22 protein-coding genes are annotated in these 20874 nt (G+C 52.4%); 10 read left to right on the forward strand and 12 right to left on the reverse strand.

The window, feature by feature from the left end; all coding sequences use genetic code 11:
• The first annotated feature begins 47 nt into the window (after positions 1-47).
• Entirely contained in the window at positions 48-833 is a 786-nt protein-coding gene (locus tag ON072_RS00885; protein WP_101059703.1) for a class I SAM-dependent methyltransferase, read from the forward strand.
• Positions 834-905: 72 nt separating this feature from the next.
• Here ON072_RS00885 and ON072_RS00890 read toward each other — a convergent pair whose 3' ends face one another.
• On the reverse strand, positions 906-2063 hold the full coding sequence (locus ON072_RS00890; protein WP_025009216.1) for an iron-containing alcohol dehydrogenase: 1158 nt from the start codon (positions 2061-2063) through the stop codon (positions 906-908).
• Positions 2064-2256: 193 nt separating this feature from the next.
• On the opposite strand from ON072_RS00890, the gene ON072_RS00895 reads away from it, so the two are divergent.
• A complete protein-coding gene (locus tag ON072_RS00895; protein ID WP_025889228.1) occupies positions 2257-3126 on the forward strand; it encodes an AraC family transcriptional regulator in 870 nt (289 codons plus the stop codon).
• On the opposite strand, the gene ON072_RS00900 is transcribed toward ON072_RS00895, so the two are convergent.
• Positions 3123-3665: a type II secretion system protein gene (locus ON072_RS00900; RefSeq protein WP_044735477.1), complete on the reverse strand. Its 543-nt coding sequence runs from the start codon at positions 3663-3665 to the stop codon at positions 3123-3125. The two genes, ON072_RS00895 and ON072_RS00900, sit on opposite strands and share 4 nt — an antisense overlap.
• Positions 3666-3816: 151 nt before the next feature.
• Positions 3817-4881, reverse strand: a complete 1065-nt coding sequence (locus ON072_RS00905; RefSeq protein ID WP_025009219.1) for a type I restriction endonuclease — start codon at positions 4879-4881, stop codon at positions 3817-3819.
• A 284-nt stretch (positions 4882-5165) separates the two neighbouring features.
• Between ON072_RS00905 and ON072_RS00910 the strand changes: the two genes are divergently transcribed.
• Complete coding sequence (locus tag ON072_RS00910) at positions 5166-5510, forward strand: hypothetical protein (RefSeq protein ID WP_025009220.1); 345 nt, start codon at positions 5166-5168, stop codon at positions 5508-5510.
• Positions 5511-5597: 87 nt separating this feature from the next.
• On the opposite strand, the gene ON072_RS00915 is transcribed toward ON072_RS00910, so the two are convergent.
• Together ON072_RS00915 and ON072_RS00920 are read right to left on the reverse strand one after the other, a co-directional pair.
• Positions 5598-7124: a tetratricopeptide repeat protein gene (locus ON072_RS00915; protein ID WP_261752854.1), complete on the reverse strand. Its 1527-nt coding sequence runs from the start codon at positions 7122-7124 to the stop codon at positions 5598-5600.
• 174 nt (positions 7125-7298) lie between these two features.
• Positions 7299-9275 carry a ligand-gated channel protein gene (locus ON072_RS00920; RefSeq protein WP_044735475.1) on the reverse strand — a complete coding sequence of 659 codons (1977 nt, stop codon included), beginning with the start codon at positions 9273-9275 and terminating at the stop codon, positions 7299-7301.
• A 180-nt stretch (positions 9276-9455) separates the two neighbouring features.
• Between ON072_RS00920 and ON072_RS00925 the strand changes: the two genes are divergently transcribed.
• Positions 9456-10373 carry a LysR family transcriptional regulator gene (locus ON072_RS00925; RefSeq protein ID WP_025889234.1) on the forward strand — a complete coding sequence of 306 codons (918 nt, stop codon included), beginning with the start codon at positions 9456-9458 and terminating at the stop codon, positions 10371-10373.
• A 57-nt stretch (positions 10374-10430) separates the two neighbouring features.
• Here ON072_RS00925 and ON072_RS21105 read toward each other — a convergent pair whose 3' ends face one another.
• Both ON072_RS21105 and ON072_RS00935 read right to left on the reverse strand, forming a co-directional pair.
• Positions 10431-10751 carry an excalibur calcium-binding domain-containing protein gene (locus ON072_RS21105; RefSeq protein WP_025009224.1) on the reverse strand — a complete coding sequence of 107 codons (321 nt, stop codon included), beginning with the start codon at positions 10749-10751 and terminating at the stop codon, positions 10431-10433.
• Positions 10752-10920: 169 nt separating this feature from the next.
• Positions 10921-11094: a hypothetical protein gene (locus ON072_RS00935; protein WP_156018539.1), complete on the reverse strand. Its 174-nt coding sequence runs from the start codon at positions 11092-11094 to the stop codon at positions 10921-10923.
• Between the two features lie 353 nt (positions 11095-11447).
• On the opposite strand from ON072_RS00935, the gene ON072_RS00940 reads away from it, so the two are divergent.
• From ON072_RS00940 to ON072_RS00950, 3 genes are read left to right on the forward strand one after another with little or no spacing between them, the layout of a single operon-like run.
• Complete coding sequence (locus tag ON072_RS00940) at positions 11448-12326, forward strand: patatin-like phospholipase family protein (protein ID WP_261752883.1); 879 nt, start codon at positions 11448-11450, stop codon at positions 12324-12326.
• A 3-nt stretch (positions 12327-12329) separates the two neighbouring features.
• A complete protein-coding gene (locus ON072_RS00945; protein ID WP_107005815.1) occupies positions 12330-12860 on the forward strand; it encodes a GNAT family N-acetyltransferase in 531 nt (176 codons plus the stop codon).
• Positions 12857-13285, forward strand: a complete 429-nt coding sequence (locus tag ON072_RS00950) for a GNAT family N-acetyltransferase (RefSeq protein ID WP_025009227.1) — start codon at positions 12857-12859, stop codon at positions 13283-13285. The genes ON072_RS00945 and ON072_RS00950 overlap by 4 nt, the downstream gene beginning before the upstream one ends.
• 33 nt (positions 13286-13318) lie before the next feature.
• Here ON072_RS00950 and ON072_RS00955 read toward each other — a convergent pair whose 3' ends face one another.
• Positions 13319-14485 (reverse strand): MFS transporter, encoded by a 1167-nt coding sequence (locus ON072_RS00955; RefSeq protein WP_025009228.1) that lies wholly within the window; start codon positions 14483-14485, stop codon positions 13319-13321.
• Between the two features lie 343 nt (positions 14486-14828).
• Between ON072_RS00955 and ON072_RS00960 the strand changes: the two genes are divergently transcribed.
• Entirely contained in the window at positions 14829-15677 is an 849-nt protein-coding gene (locus ON072_RS00960) for a PfkB family carbohydrate kinase (RefSeq protein WP_025009229.1), read from the forward strand.
• Positions 15678-16272: 595 nt separating this feature from the next.
• On the opposite strand, the gene ON072_RS00965 is transcribed toward ON072_RS00960, so the two are convergent.
• From ON072_RS00965 to ON072_RS00980, 4 genes are all read right to left on the reverse strand, one after another.
• Positions 16273-17580, reverse strand: a complete 1308-nt coding sequence (locus ON072_RS00965; RefSeq protein ID WP_261753139.1) for an ATP-binding protein — start codon at positions 17578-17580, stop codon at positions 16273-16275.
• A complete protein-coding gene (locus ON072_RS00970) occupies positions 17580-18275 on the reverse strand; it encodes a response regulator (RefSeq protein WP_071237260.1) in 696 nt (231 codons plus the stop codon). Before ON072_RS00970 ends, ON072_RS00965 begins: the two co-directional genes overlap by 1 nt.
• A gap of 113 nt (positions 18276-18388) precedes the next feature.
• Entirely contained in the window at positions 18389-18844 is a 456-nt protein-coding gene (locus ON072_RS00975; protein WP_044735471.1) for a CC0125/CC1285 family lipoprotein, read from the reverse strand.
• A gap of 15 nt (positions 18845-18859) precedes the next feature.
• Positions 18860-19648, reverse strand: a complete 789-nt coding sequence (locus tag ON072_RS00980; RefSeq protein WP_261753140.1) for a MipA/OmpV family protein — start codon at positions 19646-19648, stop codon at positions 18860-18862.
• Between the two features lie 147 nt (positions 19649-19795).
• Between ON072_RS00980 and ON072_RS00985 the strand changes: the two genes are divergently transcribed.
• Together ON072_RS00985 and ON072_RS00990 are read left to right on the forward strand one after the other, a co-directional pair.
• Positions 19796-20500 carry an MOSC domain-containing protein gene (locus ON072_RS00985; protein ID WP_109247487.1) on the forward strand — a complete coding sequence of 235 codons (705 nt, stop codon included), beginning with the start codon at positions 19796-19798 and terminating at the stop codon, positions 20498-20500.
• Positions 20501-20517: 17 nt separating this feature from the next.
• On the forward strand, positions 20518-20853 hold the full coding sequence (locus tag ON072_RS00990; RefSeq protein WP_037436274.1) for a DUF4870 domain-containing protein: 336 nt from the start codon (positions 20518-20520) through the stop codon (positions 20851-20853).
• Positions 20854-20874: the final 21 nt, after the last annotated feature.

Raw genomic sequence — 20874 nt, forward strand, 5'->3', positions numbered from 1 at the left:
TAAACCAATATCAGGCAGAAAATCTGGAGATGAGATAGATGAAAGGGATGGATCATGGAAAAGAATACCAAAGGCTGAATCAGCTGGCCTGGAATGAGCGTACCAAGTTACATCTGCAGTCAGAGTTTTATGACGTTAAGGGGTTTCTCAGTGGTCGCAGTTCGTTGCGGGAAATAGAGCTGGCGGAACTATCGGTCAAGGGCAAGTCCTTGCTGCATCTCCAGTGTCACTTTGGTCTAGATACTCTCTCCTGGGCCAGAGAAGGGGCCGCCAGTGTCGCAGGCCTGGATTTGTCTGACGAGGCCATTACCAGCGCCCGCCAACTGGCGGAGCAAGCCGCTATCGACGCCGAGTTTGTTTGTGGCGACCTCTATCAGGCGCCGGCTTTGCTGCAGCGCCAATTCGATCTCGTGTATGTCTCTTATGGCGCGCTGGTTTGGTTGCCGGATCTACATCGCTGGGCAGAAACTGTGAGTGCTTGCCTTAAGCCGGGCGGTGAACTCTACCTGGCCGAGTTCCATCCATTGCAGGCATTGTTTGACGGTTATGACTACTTCCACACAGGTAAGGCCGATGTAGAGTTGGAGGGCAGCTATACCGAGAATGCTCAGGAAGCACAGCATACCACGGTTTGTTGGTCACACTCCCTGGCTGATGTCATCAGCGCCTTGTTGGCCAATGGTTTGCAGTTGCGGGCTTTTCGCGAGTATGACTTCAGTCCCTATGACTGTTTCGAGGGCTTGCAGGAGGATACGCCGGGGCGTTTCAGGTTATATCATCAAGGCAAAGCCATTCCCTTGGTCTACAGTTTGAGAGCGGTAAAGGAAGGCTAAAGAAACAGGGCCTAAAGGCCCTGTTTAAACTGTATTTTATCTCAGGCGTGAGAATCGTTTGGCTTGCTGAACTTACCAGGCCAGCTCAAGGATTTCACGGCTGCTGTCCAAACCAAGATCGCCGGTTTCAGATAAGGCAGTCATGCCGTGAGCTTCCAGTGCGGCAACGACATCGGCGATACGCTCTTGCGGCACATCATAGTCGCGCAGACGAGTCTTGAGGCCAACCTGTTCAAAGAAGGCCTGGGTGGCTGCAATGGCTTGCTCGATACGGCTGTCTTCATCACCCGAAGTGATATCCCAAACCCGCTCGGCATATTGCAGCAGTTTGGCGCGTTTTTGTTCCTTGCGCACCCGCCAGACAGAGGGCAGGACTACGGCCAGCGTTTGCGCATGATCTATGCCGAACATGGCAGTCAGCTCGTGGCCTATCATATGAGTGGTCCAGTCTGCCGGTACGCCGCTGCCTATCATGCCGTTGAGCGCCGAGGTGGCACTCCACACCAGGTTGGCGCGGGCATCATAGTTCTCCGGCTCGGCCACGGTGACAGGGCCCACTTCAATCAGGGTCTTCAGTATGCCTTCGGCCATTCTGTCCTGAACTCTGGCATCCACGGGGAAGGTGACGTATTGCTCGACCACGTGTACGAAAGAGTCGACTACGCCGTTGGCGACCTGGATCTTCGGCAAACTGAAAGTCAGGCTGGGATCCAGCACGGAGAATACCGGGAAGCTCTGCGGATGAGTCACGGGAAACTTGCCACCCTGATGGCTGACCACGGCAAAGGCATTCATTTCTGAACCTGTGGCCGGCAGTGTCGCTACCGTACCGACAGGCAGTACCTCTGTGACGGGAACCGGGTTGAAACCGTGATGCAGCAAGCTGCTGCTGTCGCCATCGAATTTTGCCGCCAGGGCAATAAACTTGGTGCCGTCCATCACTGAACCGCCACCGACGGCCAACAGAAAGTCGATGGATTCGCGCCGCGCCAGCTCGGCAGCCCTGGCCAGGGTGTCATATTTAGGGTTGGCTTCAATGCCGCCGAATTCAAATACAACACGGTCGCCCAGCGCGGTTATGACCTTGTCCAGGGTGCCGAAGCGTTTGACACTGCCACCGCCGTAAGTCACCAGCACTCTGGCATTGGCCGGTACCAGTTGATCCAGTTCTGCCAGTCTGTCTTTACCAAAGACTATGTGGGTAGGGTTGCGATAATCGAAATTGAGCATGATATTTCTCTCTTCTACAGCCGAAAAACTATGGTTGCCATCTTAGTCCCCTCAGCTTGGATTGAAATACACATTGCTGGAGCATTTATGCCTATTTCTGCCTAGTTTGGTTAATTGGAGCTTGAATATGGCTATTTTGATGCTTTTTTCTGTAATGGTGCTAGTATCCAAACCCTGATGATTGGAGAGTGTTATGAGTGATATTGCAGCCTTAATGGCGGCCCTGGCAGTGCATGAAGGGGTGAACAGCACCAGCCTGCCAGGGGTGCATCTGTTTCGCAGTTCGGCCTATGGCAGCCGTGGCCCCATGTGTTATTCCCAAGGGATCATGATAGTCGGCCAGGGGCGTAAACGTGTCTATCTCGAAGATAAGATCTATGACTATGATCCGCAGAACACCTTGGTGATGACAGTGCCTATGCCGGTGGAGTGTGAAACCTTTGCTTCCAAGGAAGAACCGGTATTGGTACTCATGGTGGATATAGATCTGCAGCAACTTAACCAGTTGATCCGCATGATGGATCAACACCACAAGGTGCCCAAGGATCTCGATGATGCCCGTCAGAGCGGCTTCTTTGTTGCCGCCAACAGCGAAGACATGCTCTGCTGTGTCGAGCGTTTGCTGCTGGCTCTGCAGTCGCCGTTGGAAGCCGAGGTCTTGGGTAAGGCCATGGTGCAGGAGTTGCTGTTTCGGGTGTTGGCTTCCGACAATGCAGCGCCTTTATATGCGCTGGCGCTCAGTCATACCCGTTTATCCCGGGTAGAGAAGGCGCTCAAATATCTGCATCAGAACTATCGTGAAAGTGTGGAGGTAGAGCAGCTGGCTGAGTTGGTCAACATGAGCCCCTCGGCATTTCATCGCTGTTTCAAGGAGGTCACGGCCTCATCGCCCATTCAGTACTTGAAGAAGATCCGCCTCAATAAGGCCAAAGAGCTACTGCAAAGACAGCGCCTCAAGGTGAAGGAAGCGGCACTGGAAGTGGGCTATGAGAGCCCGGCCCAATTCAGCCGGGAGTTCAAGCGTTACTTCGACCAGAGTCCGGGAGAAGCTGCCAGGCTCTAAGGCTGACTCCAGAAGGTTTTGCGAACCGAGACCTCACCCGTATCCGGCTGATACTCCATGATCAGTGTCGGTTCATTTTGCTGGATAAAATACACTGAGCGGTAGATGCAGGTATTGGGCGTTTGCTTATAGGTATAGGCCACGTCGACAGTGGTTGTAGGCAGATTGGCATCTTCTACATAGGCGATGCTGAGGTCGGTATCAGTGAGGCCATGCCACAACTGTTCGCAGGCGTTGAAAATGTGAGTGTCTTTGCCTGCGGTGGCATAGGGCCAGCCGTTGGCACTGGAATCAACACTGCCATCACCAAAGCTGGCCAGATTGTCGATGGCGCCCTGATACCCCTTGGCCAGATAGCCACTGTGATAGAGTTTTACCGCAGATTCAAAGGCGGCATACTGGCCCCTGAACACCTGCTCCGTGGCGTCGTCGCGCAGATTGAGGAACTTGGGCGCGGCCACCACTGCCAGGATCCCGAGGATAATAATCACCACTACAAGTTCAATTAGGGTAAAGCCCTGATACTGCTTTGCTTTCATTACATCGCCCGGTTTATAGAATAGAGATATTGCCAACTGAATCGTCGCTAGCGCGGCAGTCTAGCCAAGCCTCTGACGTCTGGCAAGTCGGGGATAATAAGAATAACGGCGAACTCACTTAATGAAGTGGCTCGCCGTTCTATCTTTTGCTTTACTCGTAGAAGGTGATTGTTTGCAGTAAGGCTTCACTATGCAGGAATATATCGTCTACTGAGTCTAACGGATGACGGGTTTCATTCTTCTCATGATCCATTAATCCGAGATATTTCTGTTTGGTATTAAAGTGCAGTCTGCAAATAGGCTTGCGATTATTGTTGTCCAGTAGAACTCCGAAATAGCTTTGCGTATCTCGTCCGGTGATTCTACTAACATCGACTTTTTGTCTAAGAATCGCCTTGATGACATTGTAGCCTTCAACCTCTTCTTCGGTCGTAATTATCCTTGGCTTATTTTCGATTTCGCCATCTGAGCCTGAGACTTCCTCAACGTCATCGGTCGCTCTATCTCCCATTGCAGACTTAAGTCTTTCATTAATACCGTCCTTCATAAACTGTTTGAGAGCTTTGGCCGTGATCTCAGTAAACTGTTGTTTTACCTTTGGAGTTAGCATGCCGTCATAAACCCTGCTGGCAAAAAAGCGTACAAACTCTTCTTCAGGATTTTTGAACTGATCACTGATAATTCTCTTTATGTCACTTAGATATTTAAGTTCTCCTGCGGCATTGACGATAGATTCCATGTCAAATGTCGATTTTGTCAACTTTTTAACTTCCGGCACTATGTGTTCATCAATATTCTCCAGATCCAATACCAAAAAAGGCTTTTCATCCATCTTGTTGGGAGCGTCCAGATCAGTAAAAAAGAGGTACTGAACACCGTTGGTCAATATGGCAATTCTTGCCTTGGTGACTGAAAAATAGCGGAATAATTGGCTAGCATGTTTTATTGATAGCTTTTCGTTATATTTCTTGCACTCAATCAACATCAATACCTCTCCGTCTTTCATTAGCGCATAGTCGACTTTTTCTCCTTTTTTCGTTGGAGTATCGGCAGTGTACTCAGGGAGTACTTCATCTGGGTTGAATACGTCGTACCCCAATACAGAGCTTAGGAAAGGCATTATTAGTGCGTTTTTAGTTGCTTCTTCGGTTTGAAGGCTGGCGGATATTTGGGGGATGCGCTTTGATAGAGCTTGAATTCGTTCAATAAAATCCATTTCATTCACCTGTCATTTATCTAGAAAATGGGTGCTCCCAAGTACCACCATATAAATAGAAGCAGTTTTAAGGTTTTCGGCACTGACCGATAGTTCTCGTTAGCTGATTTAGGGTTTAGCTTAAAGTTTGCACAATATCCAGGTTAAGGTATTGTTTTGTATCAAACTATAGCTTTGTTCACACTCCGGTGACCTAAAGCATGGCAATCTTCGACTAGGCTGGTTGAGCCTGTGGCGGGATGACGGGCTAATATTGATACAGAAACTATCAGGGAGGAAAACAGATGAAATGGATTGGGATCTTGTGTGGCTTGCTGGTGTCACTGCCGGTAGCCGCGGCAGAAGGGGAATACTTCTCTGAGGAGATAGTTCAGCAAGGCACTTTAGCCAATGAAACCCTGCTCAGGGATGCTATGCCGGGAGTGGCTGCCGAAGTGGCTCGTCGCGGCTGCGAGGTGCCGGAGCAGTTTTTTGCCTTTGTGCTGGCGATGCCCAAAGGCAAAGTTGGTGAGCGCTACTGGCATGAACGCTGGATAGTCGAGGGTTGTGAGCGTGAGTACCCGGTGGATATCGAATTTCGTGAAGATGGTGTCAACGCCGCCTACTGGACCATCAAGAATAAAGGCTGAACCGCTGGATTAGCGGTTCTGGCAATCATCTCAGAAAAGACAGACCCAGGCCTTGGCCGGGGTCTGTCTTCAAAGGTTTAACACAGCTCAGGCGGCCTCGGGGTTATTTTGCGGCAACTGCGCCCGAACCTCTTCGAGACGCTGCTCATACCAGGCGGTTTCGGCCTCGGTAAAGCTCTGCAACAGTTCCTGTTGCTGCAGTACCTGATCACCCAACAAACCGAACTGGTTATGTTCTTCCAGTTCCAGCTGCAGCCATACGGCGGCGTCTACCCTTTGGTCCAGCTCGAGGTAAGTTTCATACAGCTCTTCATAGGCCAGGGTTTCTCCGCCGAAGGCTGCCTTCTCCAGCCAGGGCAGCGCTTGTTGTAGTTCCTTGTATTCTCGCTCATCCGCATACAGCAGAGCCTGGCCTTTGAGGAGATCCAATCTGGCCTGGGCCAGGCTGTCTATGGGGTGTAGCGCCAGATATTCCTGCTTGAGTGCTTCGGCCTGCTGTTTTTCCGATTGGCTCAGACGCGCCGCCAGTGACTCTTTGGCCGCGATATACTCGGCTTCGTCCCCCATGGAAGCAAACTCGAAATGCATCAGTGCCAGCGGCAACTGGCGATTGACGCCCAGCCCTTGTTCATAGAGTTTACCGAGTTGAAAATGGGCACTAAGATCCCAAGCCTGCGCCAGGGGTTCAAGTATTGCCTTGGCACGCAGATGATCCTGACTGTCGCGGGAGTGGTCGAGCAGGAAGCCGGCCAACACAGGACCTGCCACGCTATCATCTTCATCGGCCGCGGCCTTTTCCAACCATTCTCTGGCCTTGTGCAGATCTTGAGGTAATTGGTCACCGCGCAGGTAGCGCTGTCCCAGCATCAACTGAAAGTAACTGCTGTCCTGGGCCTGCTCTATCAACAGCTGCTCGGCCTGGCGTTTATCCACCGGGCCGCCTAGGCCTTGCAACATCATTTCCGCCAGATGACCGGCATTGGCCGCTTCACCTAGCTGGTGTGCCTTGGTGAGCCAGAATCTTGCCTGCTGCAAATCGGCTTCCCCTTGCCTGGGCTCCTGCAGCAATATCCCCAGATGAAAGCAGGCTTCGGGATCATCCTTGGCGGCGGCCAACTCGAGCCATTTCATCGCCTTGCTGCCGTCCTTATCGAGTATCGGGTTACGGGAATAGACCCGTCCCAGTTGGCTCTGGCTCTCAGTATCACCGGCTTCGGCTCTGGGGAGTAAGTTTTGCTCCAGCAGCTGAATATTGTCACCAAAAGCAGGGTGTTGGCGCAGCTCCAACATCAGGTCATGGAGCTTGGCAAATTCATTGTCCAATGACGAGGCCTTGGCGGCCCAATGCATCGCCTTGTCGGCATCGTTGGGCACCATCTCCAGCTCGGGACGGGTATAGAACTCATAGAGCATTTGGGCAGCGGCGGGATGATCTTTATTGGCGGCCTGCTCCAGCAGTGCTATGCCTTCATCGACTCTATTTCTGCCAATCAGTCTCAGGCCTTCATTGGCCATGGCATCCGGGTCGCCGCTTTTTACCGCCTGGGCTCGTTGCCACTTTTTCAGGGCGATAAAGAAGGCCACAAACGCGATAATGATCAATATCAGTTTCATTGTTTTCCTTAACCTTGGGAATTTGGCGCGGACACAGTAAACGCTGTCATGGCGTTTTTTGCAACAGCTATTAAAAGACCGCGGCGGTGCGCGGTCTTTGGAGTGAGAGAGTTGAACGGCGCCAGTATATCCCAGAACTGTTCTGGCTTATAAAAACGGCATAAGGCTTTCTCGTTAGAAACTCCAGGTCATCCCCAGCCAATAGCGGCGGCCGTCTTCGATATAGCCGTATTCTTCCTGGGTAATCTCTTTGTCCAGTAGATTATAGATACCGGCGCTGAGTTTGAGGTTTTCCATCAGCTGCAGGTTGGCACCTATATCCACCAGAGTGTAAGAGGGGGCCACCAGAGTCGACGAAGAGGGGCCCGTGGTGGGTTGGCTCTCTTCACCCCGGTAGTGCACTCTGGCCCAACTGCCCCAGCGGTCGTTGATTTGCCAGTTCAGGGAGGTTTGCAGCAGGTGCTTGGGCAATTGATTCAATGGACTGCCCTGATAGCGCCCTGTCTTTTGCTCTGAGTCCGTATAGGTGTAGTTGGCCGAAAGCTGGATGTCATCATTGATGTCATAGTTGAAATCCAGCTCGAACCCTTGAGTTACCGCTTCATCCACATTCACGTAAGTGGTGGGATCGGAGCCAAACTGGTTCGGACCGTCGGTACACTGACTCTCGGGGCAGGGTACTCGGGTAATTTTGTCTTCAAACTCGTTATAGAAGACGGTCAGGGCCGTGGTGATATTGTCGCCGAAGCCTGTGTGCAGCCCCAGCTCGTAGTTGATTGAAGTCTCGGGTTTGAGATCCGGGTTACCATACATATTGCCACCGCGGCTGACCTGGCCCCAATCCGGCACAGTTTGTCTCAGGCTTGGGGCCCTGAAGCCGGTGGAAACACCACCTTTGAGCGTTGTGCTGTCGGTCAGATCCCAGACTCCGTAGATACGGGGGCTGAAGTGTTCGCCAAAGTTTTCGTCATCATCCATGCGTAAACCGGCCGTCAGGGCAAAGGTGTCGCTCATGCGCCATTCGTTTTCGGCAAATACCGACCATTGGCGTCTGCTGATGTCACTACGGTCACCTATCTGGTTACCTGTCTTGTCGCTGAGATCCTGGTAGTTGAAGGCGGCCCCAAAGGTGGTGGTATGACTATCACCAAAGCCGGTGACCAGACTGGTCTGGGCATCAGTGTTCTTGATGGTCATCTCTCGGCTTTTGTTTTCGAACTCTTCATATTTGACCCAGGTATTACTCGTGCCTATTTCCCAGCGGCCCGTGTGTGCCAAGGAGTATTTGCGGCTCTCATATTCGGTGGTGGAGGACGCCGGGCAGCCGTAACGACCGCAGGATTCACCGGGAGCGAGCGGGGCGACGGTTTTGCCCAGGGTGCTGTCCAACTCTTGAACGGCACTGCTGACTTCCAAAATGATGTCGTGGTCGTCACTCGGGGTCAGCGAGAAACGGGCACTGAGATTGTTGGCATCTCGACCGCGGTAACCGCCGGTTATCTGGTCTTCTTCACGCTTGGTGTACTGGCCATAAAGTTGTAACCCCAGCCAGTCAGGGATCAGGGCACCGCTGACAAAGAAGTTGCCCTGATAGATGTTGCCGGATTCGCTGTGTTCCTGAACTGTGCTGTCCAGTCTGAGTTCTCCCTGCCAGTTTTCCGGAACCTTGCGGGTGATGATATTGATCACCCCGCCTATGGCGTCAGAACCATACAGGGATGACATGGGGCCGCGCACCACTTCGATTCTGTCTATTGCCGACAGTGGCGGAGTCCAGGCGCCTTCGACTCCCGGGCCATCGCTATTGGTGCGAGTCTCCCGGGATGACTGGCGCATGCCGTCCACCAGGATCAGTGTGTATTGGCTTCCCATGCCCCTCAGGCTAATGTCACGGCGATCGCTGCCGCCGGTAACCACGACACCGGGAACATCCAACATGGCATCGGTAATATCGCGATAGAAACGGCTATCCAGCTGTTCTCGGGTAAGTACGCTGATAGACGCGGGAGCATCCTTGAGTTGTTGCTCGTAGCCGGAGGCGGTAACCACTATGACTTCCATGTCTTGGGACGCTTCATCGGCCTGTGCTGCAGGTATGAGGAAGAGTGCGGCAATGGCGCTGGCCAGAGGGCTGATTCGACACAAAGACATCGGCTTTAAACTCCTGAATGCATAATTGCAAATTTGGTAAATGAGAATGATTTTCAATGGCGAGAATTTACGCCGATGATACAATCCTCTCAAGCGCATTTTTCTGGAAACACAGTTAAGGAATGCTTTATGGCGACCGCTGTAACTGAGATGTTTTTGCTGTTGTGATGGGGCTTAAAGATGAATAGGCAGATGGTCAAGGCGATGCTGGTATTTGCCACCACAGTTGAGAAAGGCACCATGAATGCCGCCGCCAGGCAGTTATGCATGAGTACTTCTGCCGTTAGCCAGCAGATCTTCAAGCTGGAGCAGCAACTTGGGCTTGGGCTACTTAATCGCAGCACCAGGGCGTTGACACCGACCGAGGCAGGTAAGCTCTTTTACCAGAGCTGTGTACAGATGATTGCTCTTGCCGATGAGACAGAGCTGCAGTTGAGTCGTTTGAAGGACGGTCCGGCCGGTGAGTTGCGCATAGCCGCCCCTGTTGGCTTTGGTGGCGGTCTTCTCAGTGAGCCGCTAAGGCGTCTGTTGGAAGCGCATCCCGGCATTCAATTGTCGCTGCAGCTGCAGGATGAGACTGTGGATCTGGTGGGTAGTGGCATAGATCTGGCCATCTGTATCGGGCCTTTGGCCGATTCGGCGCTGGTGGCTCATCATCTGGCCGATTGGCAGATGCTCTTGTGCGTGGCACCGGACTTTCTGTGTCGGCGAGGGAACTCAATGCCCATGCATCCTGGTGAATTGCAGAACTGGGAGCGTCTGTGCCATAAGGGGAGTATGGTGCAGGACAGTATGTTGAGTCATACCGTCAGTGGTGAGCAGCTGTCTTTGGCGCCAGGGCGTCTGGCGGTCAACAATATGCAGAGTCTGATCCGCTTTACCTTGGATGGTTTGGGTTATGCGGCCTTGCCGGAGCCTGAAGTGCGGCAGTTTTTGCAGCAGGGCACTTTGTTGCCTCTATTGCCTGACTGGCAACTGCCGCAGTACAGCGTTTACGCTCTGACCGCGGGACGAGAGGCGCAGGCGCCAAAGATCCGCGAAGCCATAGCAACCCTGAGTGCCTGTTTTGCAGAAGATGGTCCACTGGTTGCCGCTTGACTCAGGATTGTCATTGCCAGTTGGGGAAATGTCTACAGGCCAAGACGGATTATTGCTTTACCAGCGGCTGTCGTTTTCACAGGGGCGGCCATCATTGTCGCCATCCATCTTGGTGTTGGGGCAGTAACGGTTGAAGTACTCGGCTTCGGCTCTGGAGGTCATCTGGCTGCAATACTGGCGTCCATCGCAGTGGAAGCCGGCGTCCATCTCTACAGGCTTACTGGCATAGCGCGGGGCGGTTTGAGCCGCTTCGCGGATGCTGTTGCTTATGGTGTCTTGGTGAATGTCGGTCAGCTGCTGCGGTTCATTGCCGCTGAGTTTTACCCAACTCAGGTAACAGGCATAACCAAAAATAAAATAAAAAACAAAGCGTTTCATCTTTTTCCCTTAAGTATTTCGGCATCCTTGGCCAAATTGAAGTTGGCTTTGCATCTTTGAGTGGCTAAACCGCCCAAGGTGAAATTTTGCGTCGCTATTGCAGCCTGTTCCGGGGAAAAATTCAACTTAAATTTGACTTGTGTCACCCTATTACCGGGTGCAATGCAGTTTACTCTTCCGCCAAGGCCTGTAGCCTGTGCATTTCATCCTGCACCTGTTGCACATATTGGTCCCAGTAGCCCAACTGTCGAAATTCTTCCAGACAGCAGCGATAGAGCTTGAGTTTGTGCTTGTTGGCCAACTGCGGCAGTAAGCAGATTTCTCCTTGATTGCTAGCATCCATTCCTTTTACTCCTGTCAGGCGATACTGCGTGGCTTCCTGCCACTGCAGATAAGTTACTTTTTAATCAGTTGCCTGATGGTGCCGACTCGACTGATATCGGCGGCATTTGGACCCTGCCAAGCTGGGGCAAGCCCTATGCCACCAGGGTTTGCCAAGGGTGAGTTGACAATCAATTTGAATGTTTTTGGCGGATTTCTTAATGAAAAATCAGCATAAGCTTAAGTAATTCAAGGCAAATCTCTTACTGCTAAAGTACGGGTATTTCAAGAGAGGCTTCCCCTGTGGGCCATGCTTGGCTATGCTGAGCTATTGGCTGTATTGGGGGAATCATAATGGTCACAGAGTTTAGGCAACTGCAAGGCACGGCTTTGGTGCTGGAGGGCGGTGGCCTGCGCGCCATTTATACCGCCGGGGTGCTGGATGCTTTCCTGGAAGCCGGAGTCATGTTTGATTATCAGGTAGGGGTTTCCGCTGGAGCCATCTACCCGGCTTCGTACCTTTCCAGGCAGAAAGGGCGTAACCTGTTAATTCAGCAGCGTTATCTTGCAGATAAGCGCTACATGGGCATGAGGCATCTGCTGAAGACGGGCAATTATGTCAATACTGACTTCACCTATAGACGTATGGCTCACGAGTTGCTGCCGTTCGATTTTGAGACCTTTCTGTCCTCCGGGGCCGAATTCAAAATAGGTGCTTTCAACTGCCTTTCCGGTGAAACCGACTTCTTTGGCATGAGTGATTTTGGTGGCCACGACGAGCTGTTGCAGATACTGATTGCCTCAAGCAGCCTGCCTTTTATCTCCAAACCCGTCGCCATCAATGGGGTGCCTTATCTTGATGGTGGCATTGCGGCTCCTATCCCGCTGCAGCAAGCCAGAGCCGACGGCTATCAAAAACAGCTGGTTATCCTGACTCAGGCCGCGGATTACAGTAAGTCAGCCTTTAAGTTTAAATGGTTGGCACAAAAGGCGTATCGGCGTTACCCCAAGGTTGCCGAGGCTTTGCTGAGGCGCCATCAGTTGTATAACCAGGCACAACAGCAATTACAACAGGCGGTTGCTGAAGGGAGTGCCATGGTGATCCAACCCAAGATGGCGCTGGACTTGTCGAGGCTGGAGCGCGACATCAACAAGGTAGAGGCTGTGTATCATTTAGGGCTGGCCGATGGCCGTGAAGCGCTACCGGCTGTACAGGAGTTCTGTTGTTTTGGTGAAAAGCAAAGGGCTGGATAGCGAATGGAGCCAATTACAAGCACCAACCTGACACTGCGCCGCTTAAGAGCGTCAGATCTTGCCGCCTTCAGCCGTTATCGGCAGGAGCCGCAGGTGGCTCGTTATCAAAGCTGGGACACCTTCAGTCTCGAACAAGCCAAGACCTTGTATGAAGCCATTCCAAAAGCTTGGGCGCTGAGCGGTCATTGGTATCAACTGGCTATTGAGCTTACCGACGGCACTCTGGCCGGCGATCTGGCCTTGCACTTCATTGATGAGCAGCAAGTGGAGTTGGGATTCAGCCTGGATCCACTCTGCCAGGGGCAGGGTATCGCCAGGGAAGCGGTATTCGCCGTGCTGGATTACCTGTTTCGTGAGCTTGGCAGGCACAGGGTGATCGCAATTACCGACACGGAGAACCGCCCTGCCTGGCGCTTGCTTGAGGCCTTGGGCTTTCGCCGCGAAGGGCATTTTATCGACAATATTTTCTTTAAGGGACGCTGGGGCTGTGAGTATCAATATGCCCTGTTGGCAAAGGAGTGGTTATCCAAATGAAACAGCAAGTTGAAGTTCTGGAGCAAACCGCCGCTGTGGAGGACTTTATCCGTTTGCGGCAGATTACCGGACTGAGCCCTAGGCCGAGAGCCGGTGTCGAAAAGGCGCTGCCCAACAGCCTCTATGGTGTGCAACTTGTTTTCGAGGGTGAGTGTATCGCCATGGCCAGGGTGGTGGGGGACGGCGCAATTAATTTTGAAGTGGTGGATGTGGCTGTCGATCCCCGCTGGCAGGGACAAGGCTTGGGGCGTTTGTTGATGCAAAAGGTGATGGACTATCTGAAAGCTCACGCCTTCGAGGGTGCCTATATCACCTTGATGGCCGATGTGCCGCAACTGTACCTCAAATTTGGTTTCAGTTTCAGTTCACCGGCCAGTGAGGGCATGTATCTTGTCTGGCCGCCCAAGGCCGAGTTGAGTGCCTGAGTCCGGCCAAGGATCCTGAGCCTCAGCAGCGGCTCAGGGACGCAGTGCCGGCATCCGGCCGCGGGTTGGTCGCACACTGGACAACAGCATATAGATACAAGTTGTGGTCAGACACAAGCCCAGATACATAGGCAGACCCTGCTGTTGCTGGAAGCCGTTGGCCACCAGAGGCCCGATAACTGAACCCACAGAGTAGCTGAGCAGCATAAGTTCGGTTGCCGCCACTATCTTGCTGCTGTCGAGGCTGTCACAGGCCAGCGTAATAGCGATAGGGTAGAGGGCGAAGGCGGCAGCCCCCAGCAGCAACAGGTTGAAGCCCATCACTAAAGTGCTGTGACTCAGCAAAATACCCACAACCCCGGCGGCGCCCAACAAACAGAAAAATGCCATCAAGAGAGTCTTGCTGAATCTGGGAGACAACCAACTGACCAGGGGTTGCACCAACATGGCTCCCAGGATCACTATGGCCATCAGTTTGCCCGTCAGCTGGTGGTCACCTGTCTGCTCGCTGAGAAACACAGGCATCAGGCCATAGATGGGGCCCAATACCAAACCTGCAACCAGACAGCCCATGATGGCAGGGCGACTGACATGCCTGACTTCTTTGAAGCTAATCTTCTGATGCTGTATTTTTTGTGGCTGGCAGCGCTTGGCCAGCAGTGGCGGCAATACGGCCAACACCAGTACTATAGCCACCAAAATATGCGGCATGGCACCATCGACACCCAACTGTCCCACACCCAGTTGTCCCAGGGCGTTACCGCCATAGAGTGAGCCTGTATAGAAGCCCAAACGCTTGGCTCTCTGCTTGGCGGTGTCGGCTATCAACAACCAGGACTCCACCACTACGAAGATGCCGGCCACGGCAATCCCGGCAATAAAGCGCGCCGCCAGCCAAAACTGACCATTAACCACCAAGGGCATGCCAGCCACTGTCGCTGCCAACAGCAATAAAAACAGGATGAAGGCACCTCTGTGTCCCAGGCGTGCCACGACAGGTGAAATACAAGTTGCCCCGAGCAACAGGCCGAAATAGAAAATACTCGCCAGCCAAGCCGCCAGATCTGTCGCTAAGCCAAAACCGTCCAATGCCAGCGGCAGCAGACTCATATGATATCCGGAAGCCAGAGCAAACAGGGTCAAACCCGCAACAGGTACCCAGGCACTGTTGTTGTGAGCGGTGGCGTGAGGTTGGGACAACTCAGACTCCAAATAGAAAAACGACCTTTTAAACGGAGATCAGTTTAAAAAGTCTGAATGGTGAAATTTTCCGCGAATATAGGAGTCTGTAGCGCTCGGGTAAAGTGAGTTTATTTTGTTGTCTTGGAAAGAAAATTTCACCAAAGTCTGGATGTTTAATAGTCTGTTTTAACTTTGAATAAATGTAAATAAAAACTCGCTTAAACGGCAATTTTTGCTGAGTTAAAACGGTGTTTTTAGCCGTTTGGCAATATCACCTCTTGTGGCCTTTGTTGTTGGCTGCGCTGCATTTAGTGTTTGCCCTGGGGTAAGATGGGGTCATTCGTTTCTGTGGACTATTTCTATGGCTAAGATTTTGCTCGTTGCCAACCTTAACTGTGACCGAATCTTATTGCTGGATAAACCCTTGCGTACCGGAGGCAGATTCCATTATCAGGATGGTGGCCAACGCTTGGGTGGTGGTGGCGCCAACACAGGCATAGGGCTGGAATGGGCCGGTCATAATGTGGCTCTGGTCAGTCAGGTTGGGCGAGACGAGATGGGCGATTGGCTGCTGGCCGAAGCCAGTACCCAAGGGCTGGATTGTCGCAGGGTGCAGCGGCGAGCAGGCAATACCTGTGAAATGTTGTTGGTGATGACCCCGGATGGCGAGCGCACCATTATCCGACCACAGCGGCCGATATTTGAATTGCCGGCGCCGCCCAAATGGTCGCAGTGGGATGCGCTCTATATCAACTCCTCTGCCGAAGGGGCGGTCAGTTGGGCGCGAACCGCGCTGGAACACACTCTGGTGGTGGCACAATTGGCCAAAGATGACAGGCCAAGACCCTGCCATGTATTGCTGTCTTCGATAACCGATATGCAAGGGCGCAGCGAACTCAGCCCCTGGCAGTTTGGGCGTCAGATAGCCGGTGATGCACTTAAATACTTTATTGTGACTCAAGGCGAGCAGGGCGCGGTGTTATACCAGGAGAGTGGTGAGACGCTGATAGCGGCGGTTCCGGCGAAAGTGGTGGATACCACGGGGGCCGGTGATGCCTTTGCCGCCGGGCTTATCCATGGTTTGGTATCGGGAATGGCAGTGGAACAGGCCATGAAGGAAGCCGCTCAGTGGGCGGCTTTCGCGGTTGCCTCGGAAACCTCGATTCCGGGAGACGCCTTGCGTCAGTACCTGCAAGCACAGCAGGATTGAGCTTGTCATAAAAATCCCGCATCAGTGTCATGCCGCTGTCATCAAGTGGGCTTAATCTTGCTGGCGATCTTTGGTTAGAGCTCAAGGGCTCTTCGGGTTTCTCCCTTCTTGTTTATTTATGTGCTAACTGGCTTGCCCTGCTCTTGAAGCAGGGCTTTTTTAATCCTGTTACCCAAGGTTCGAGGCGATTGTCATCCCGCTGTCGCCTCTGTGTCATGAATGCGTCACATCAGGAAGGTGCGAATAAGTCCTCTTGGCACTCTGGCTTACACAGCCATTGGCGTTCAAGGCATCTGACTGAAGACATGCCGGGGCCTGTCAAAGTCGGATAACGCAGAAAGCCGGTGGCTGTGTAAGCCCCGAAGGGCGTGGCTTACAGACCTATCTGCTATGTTGTGTTTCTTGCAAAGGACTTGGCCATTTGCTGCGAACCACGCCTTGCATCCAGGCCCGTAAGCCGACGCAGAGCACACATGGGACTTGTTCACACCTTCCTAAGCCCCAATATGTGCAGCGAGTCTTCTTTATGGCGCTGTGATTCGCCCGCGGATTCCCAACTGGTTGGCTGGTGCCCCGTTTCTTAACGGGGCTTTTTTTATCTGTTTTGGCAGCTTGTTGCCGGTCTGGGTAACCAGATATCGAAACTCGGGCCACCGCTTGCTGTGTCGCTGACGCTAATGTCCCCACAGTGCTGGCGAATGATCTGGGCACTGATGGCCAATCCCAGGCCGTGACCGCCGCTGCCGCGATCCCGTGATTTGTCTATGCGAACGAAGGGATCAAAAATGCGCTGTTTATCTTCATCCTGGATCCCTGGGCCATCGTTGGCAATATGCAGCCAGATCCTGTCAGTGTCGCCGCTGAGCCTTATGCTGACGCTTTGGCTGGCATAGCGGTAGCCGTTGCGGATGATATTGCTGACAGCTCTATGCCAGAGGCGCAGATCTACCATGGCCTCCAGTGGTTCTACCTTGGTGAGTTCAAGGGCGATATCGGTTTCAAACTGCAGGTGGGCAATCAACTCCTGCAGCGCGGTATCCAATGATTGGCAGCTCAATTGTAATGGCGCCTGACGTCGCTCCATTCTGGCGTATTGCAGCAACTCGTCCACCATGGTGCCGAGTTCATCCAGGTCCTGATGTATGCCTTCCAGATAAGACATTTGCTCCGGGCGCACGCCGGAATCGTCCAGCATGTCCAGATTGCAACGGATCCTGAATATAGGTGTACGCACTTCATGGGCAACGGCATTGGTGAGTTGTTTGTTGCTGTCGATGAGTTTGGCTATCTTGTCAGCCATTTGATTGAATGACTGGTTCAGGTGTCCCACCTTGTGCCAAACACCTGTCTTGGCCCGTACTTTGAAATCTCCATTGGCAAAGGCACTGTGAACCCTTTCCAAGCGGCGCAGACGCCGGGCCAACAGGTAGAGCAGTACAAAGTTGATAAAAGCCAACACGGGAAACAGCACCCAGAGGGCAACGGATTCTTTGAAATAGTATTCCTGCCAGAAAGGAGCGGACTCATCACGGCTGATGGCATACACCTTATCTGAACCCTGGAACATGATATAGGAGATATCCTCTTCCATGTCTTTGACGTAATGCCGGTTGTCTCTCAGGATCTGTTTTTCTTCAGCCGACAGCTCGGCCGAGTCCAAAGAGATGACCCTCAGCTGTTTGTGCACGTTGCCTAGCACCTGCTCAAGCGAGGCCTCGGCGCTGGCAACACCCTTGGCGGCCGAGATATCAGACAACAGCTGGCTCAGTGACATATTGGTGCGATCCAGATAGTCGCTTTCCCACTCATCGGAGGAAAAGAAGTCCAGCTGAAAGACAAAAATGATGGAGGTGAAAAACAGAAACACCAGCACCAGATAGGAGAAGATAAACAGGCGCTTCATTACCACCTATCCGGCACAAATAGATAACCCTTGCCCCTTACTGTGATTATCTTGCGTGGCAAACTGGGGTTGTCGCCTAATTTTTTACGCAAAATCACTACCTTGTTATCTATGCTGCGGTCTATTCCGTCGTACTCTATGCCGCGGGTTTCTTTGACCAGAAACTCCCGCGACAGTATTTCATCCGGATGTGAGCTCAGCAGCCACAGCAGGTCGAATTCGGCTGCGGTGAGGTTGACCTCTGCCTGACTGACGGCGCAGAACTTGCGGGCATTGTCCAGATAGAGTTCACCAAACTGACGTTCACGGTTGCTCTCTGTGACCGCGCTTTCCTGCCGTCTCAGTAACATGCGGATCCTGGCCAGCAGTACCCTGGGCTGAATAGGTTTATTGACAAAGTCATCGGCGCCCATCTCCAGAGCAGCCACTTGATCCATGTCATCTTCACTGGCGGTGAGGATCAGTATCTTGCCTTGGTATTGGGCCCTGATTTCACGGCAGATACTCAAGCCATCGTTTCCCGGCAACATAAGATCCAGGATCACCAGCTCAGGTTGACGCTCGAGTATTTGCTGGCAGGCACAGTTGCCATTGTCTATCCGCTCTACATCGAAATGTTGGTTCCTGAGGTAATTGGTCAGAAGGTCACTGATCTTATTGTCGTCTTCTACGAGTGTTATGCGAGTGTTTGCCATTTCCTGCCGATAAGCTTGTGGATCAAGATAAAGCAAAATTAGCACCCCGATTACATAAGTGACAATTTGATTGGCATAAAGGGGGACTCAGTCACCCCTTTACCAGTGACCATTCAGTCTTTAACGCTGACATTACTGAGAATATAGCTGACTTCATAAACCCGGGTGCCTGGATTTTCCGGCTTCTGGTTCAGGCCGGTGACTTCCACTATCACTGAGGTTTCCCTCTCAATCGAGTTGGAGCCCCAGAGCCAGCTATTGTCATTGCGACCCACACCAAAAGTATTCACTGCATCCCTGTTGGTTTGTTCGCTGTCCAGGGTGAAGAAGGCAAATCCCCCTTGCTGGCTCAACTCTGCCGCTTTGCGCAGAATGTATTTGCGGGCCAGGGCCCTGTCAGTGTTGTTATTGCCGACAAAACTTATTTGCCAGGCATTTGAGGCAATTTGGGTTGTCTCAAAGCCTTTGCCAAAGGTCCAGAAGGATTTCTGGGTGTCATAAGGGGTAGCACAGCCACTGACCACTATGGCTAAGCCTGCGGCAAGCAAGAGGTTTTTAAGCGATTTCATCCAAGGACCTCAGATTCAGAAGTAATAAGTCAGTGCCAGGTTGGCGTTCCACTGCTGTTTGCCATCCACAATCGGCGAGTCGGCAATGGCGGAATCCAGGTAGCTGTAGTTGCTGCTTTGGCTGAGTTCGAGATGTTCCCCCAGAGGCACAATCAGCTTGTAACCTGCGTTGTAGGTGAAGGCTTTGCCCGGTTGGTAGGCCTTATGCTGCTTATTGGCTTCAGCCTTGCTGACTCCGAAGTAGTACTGGGTAAAGTCACTGCTCAGGTAGCTGACGCCGGCGTAAGGAACGACACTACCCCAGCCCAGGTTTAGTGGTACGGCGTAACGGACCTGGCCGATAAAGCCGTTGTATCTGTTGGTTACGTCATGTTGTACCGAGGTGGACAGAGTACCGAATCCCAGTTGGGTATCCAGGTTGATACCCAGATCGCCACTCAGCTTACGTTCACGGATGCCGCCAAGCGCTGCTGCGTCTGAGTCTTTCAAGGCAATACCCGGACTACCCAGGTACACACTCAGGTTGAACAGATCTTTATCATTACCGAAGAAACGGTAGTTGATATTGGCCAGTGAGGCGTTGAAGTCCTTGCCGTTATAACCCAGGTTACCGAAGGGACGCAGCTTGGAATCGACGCCTTGATAGAGTTCGCTGCCCTGATAGGCACCGGCAGAGACAAAGAAACTGTTTTCATGGCTGTAAATCTGGCCATTACGGATATAAACGTCAGTGTTGTCCGCCAAGGCGGTACTGCTTACTGCAGCCCCAACGAGGGCCAGGGCGCTGAATCTGAATGCTTTCATATTACTTCTCCTGAATACATAAGAAATCCCTGGTATTGTCCTCGGCGCCAAGGCCATACAATAGCGCCGCTTTGTATGGAAATGTCCGTGATCTGTCCCGTAAGCTTGGAGTATGATCGGGCTTTGGCACCCGAAGGGAGACGTAACGTGACCAAGTGTTTGATTGACAAGATTTCTGGGCTGTATGCCGGTGATGAGCTGACATTCAGGGACAAGCTGGCAAGCGGGATAGATAACAAGTCTCGGATGGAGACGCTGGAGGTTTTCGGCGACAGGGTTGCGGGTGATGCCCAGGCGGATCCAAAACATCATGGCGGCCCGGATAGGGTACTGCATCATTTCCCTCGCGAGCACTATGGCCACTACCGGCGCATGGGGCTGATAACTTCAGGGCAGGATGCACCTGCCATGGGAGAAAACATCAGCAGTGTTGGCTTAACAGAGGCGGATATTCATATCGGCGATATCCTCAGCTTTGGCGAAGTCGAGCTGCAAGTCACCCAACCGCGTTCCCCCTGCTTTAAGCTCAATCACCAATATGGCCAGCGGGACTTTGCCCTTGCCATGCAGCAAACGGGTATGTCAGGTTGGTTCTATCGGGTGCTTAAGCCTGGCATCATAAGCTGTCAGGATGCCCTGATATTGAAACAAAGGCGTACCGATATCAGTGTTGCCGAGGCGATGAAGCTGTATTTTCGCCCCGAATTTGATGCGGTCGCCTATGACAGGCTGCTCAGTTGTGAAGGTTTGGCAGCCAGCTGGGTAGGCAGCTTGCAGCGCCGACTGGAGCGGGGCAGCATAGAAGACTGGCAGATGCGCCTCTATGGCCCGGATAGTTTGGCTTTGAACTGAAAAAGTTAGGAAACAACATGGAAAAACAGGAAAGAGACATGGGAATGTTGGTGCACCTGGCGAGTTTTGCCGGTTACCTGATCCCTTTCGGCACTATCTTGGGGCCGTTGATCGTTTGGTTGATGAAACGGGAAGAGTTTGAATTTGTTGATGTTTGCGGCCGTAATTGCCTGAACTTCAAAATCAGTATGATCATTTACACCATCATCAGCCTGATCCTGATCTTTGTTGGCATAGGTTTGGTGCTGGTGGCTGTACTGGCGATTTTCGATGTGGTGGTGACCATAGTCGCAGCGGTCAAGGCCAGTGAGGGAGTGGAATACAAGTACCCCTTGGCAATCAAATTCCTGTGAACCCGGGCCATCCATAGGATG

The organism is Shewanella sp. K8 (assembly GCF_028823715.1).
Taxonomy (GTDB): Bacteria; Pseudomonadota; Gammaproteobacteria; order Enterobacterales; family Shewanellaceae; genus Shewanella; species Shewanella algae.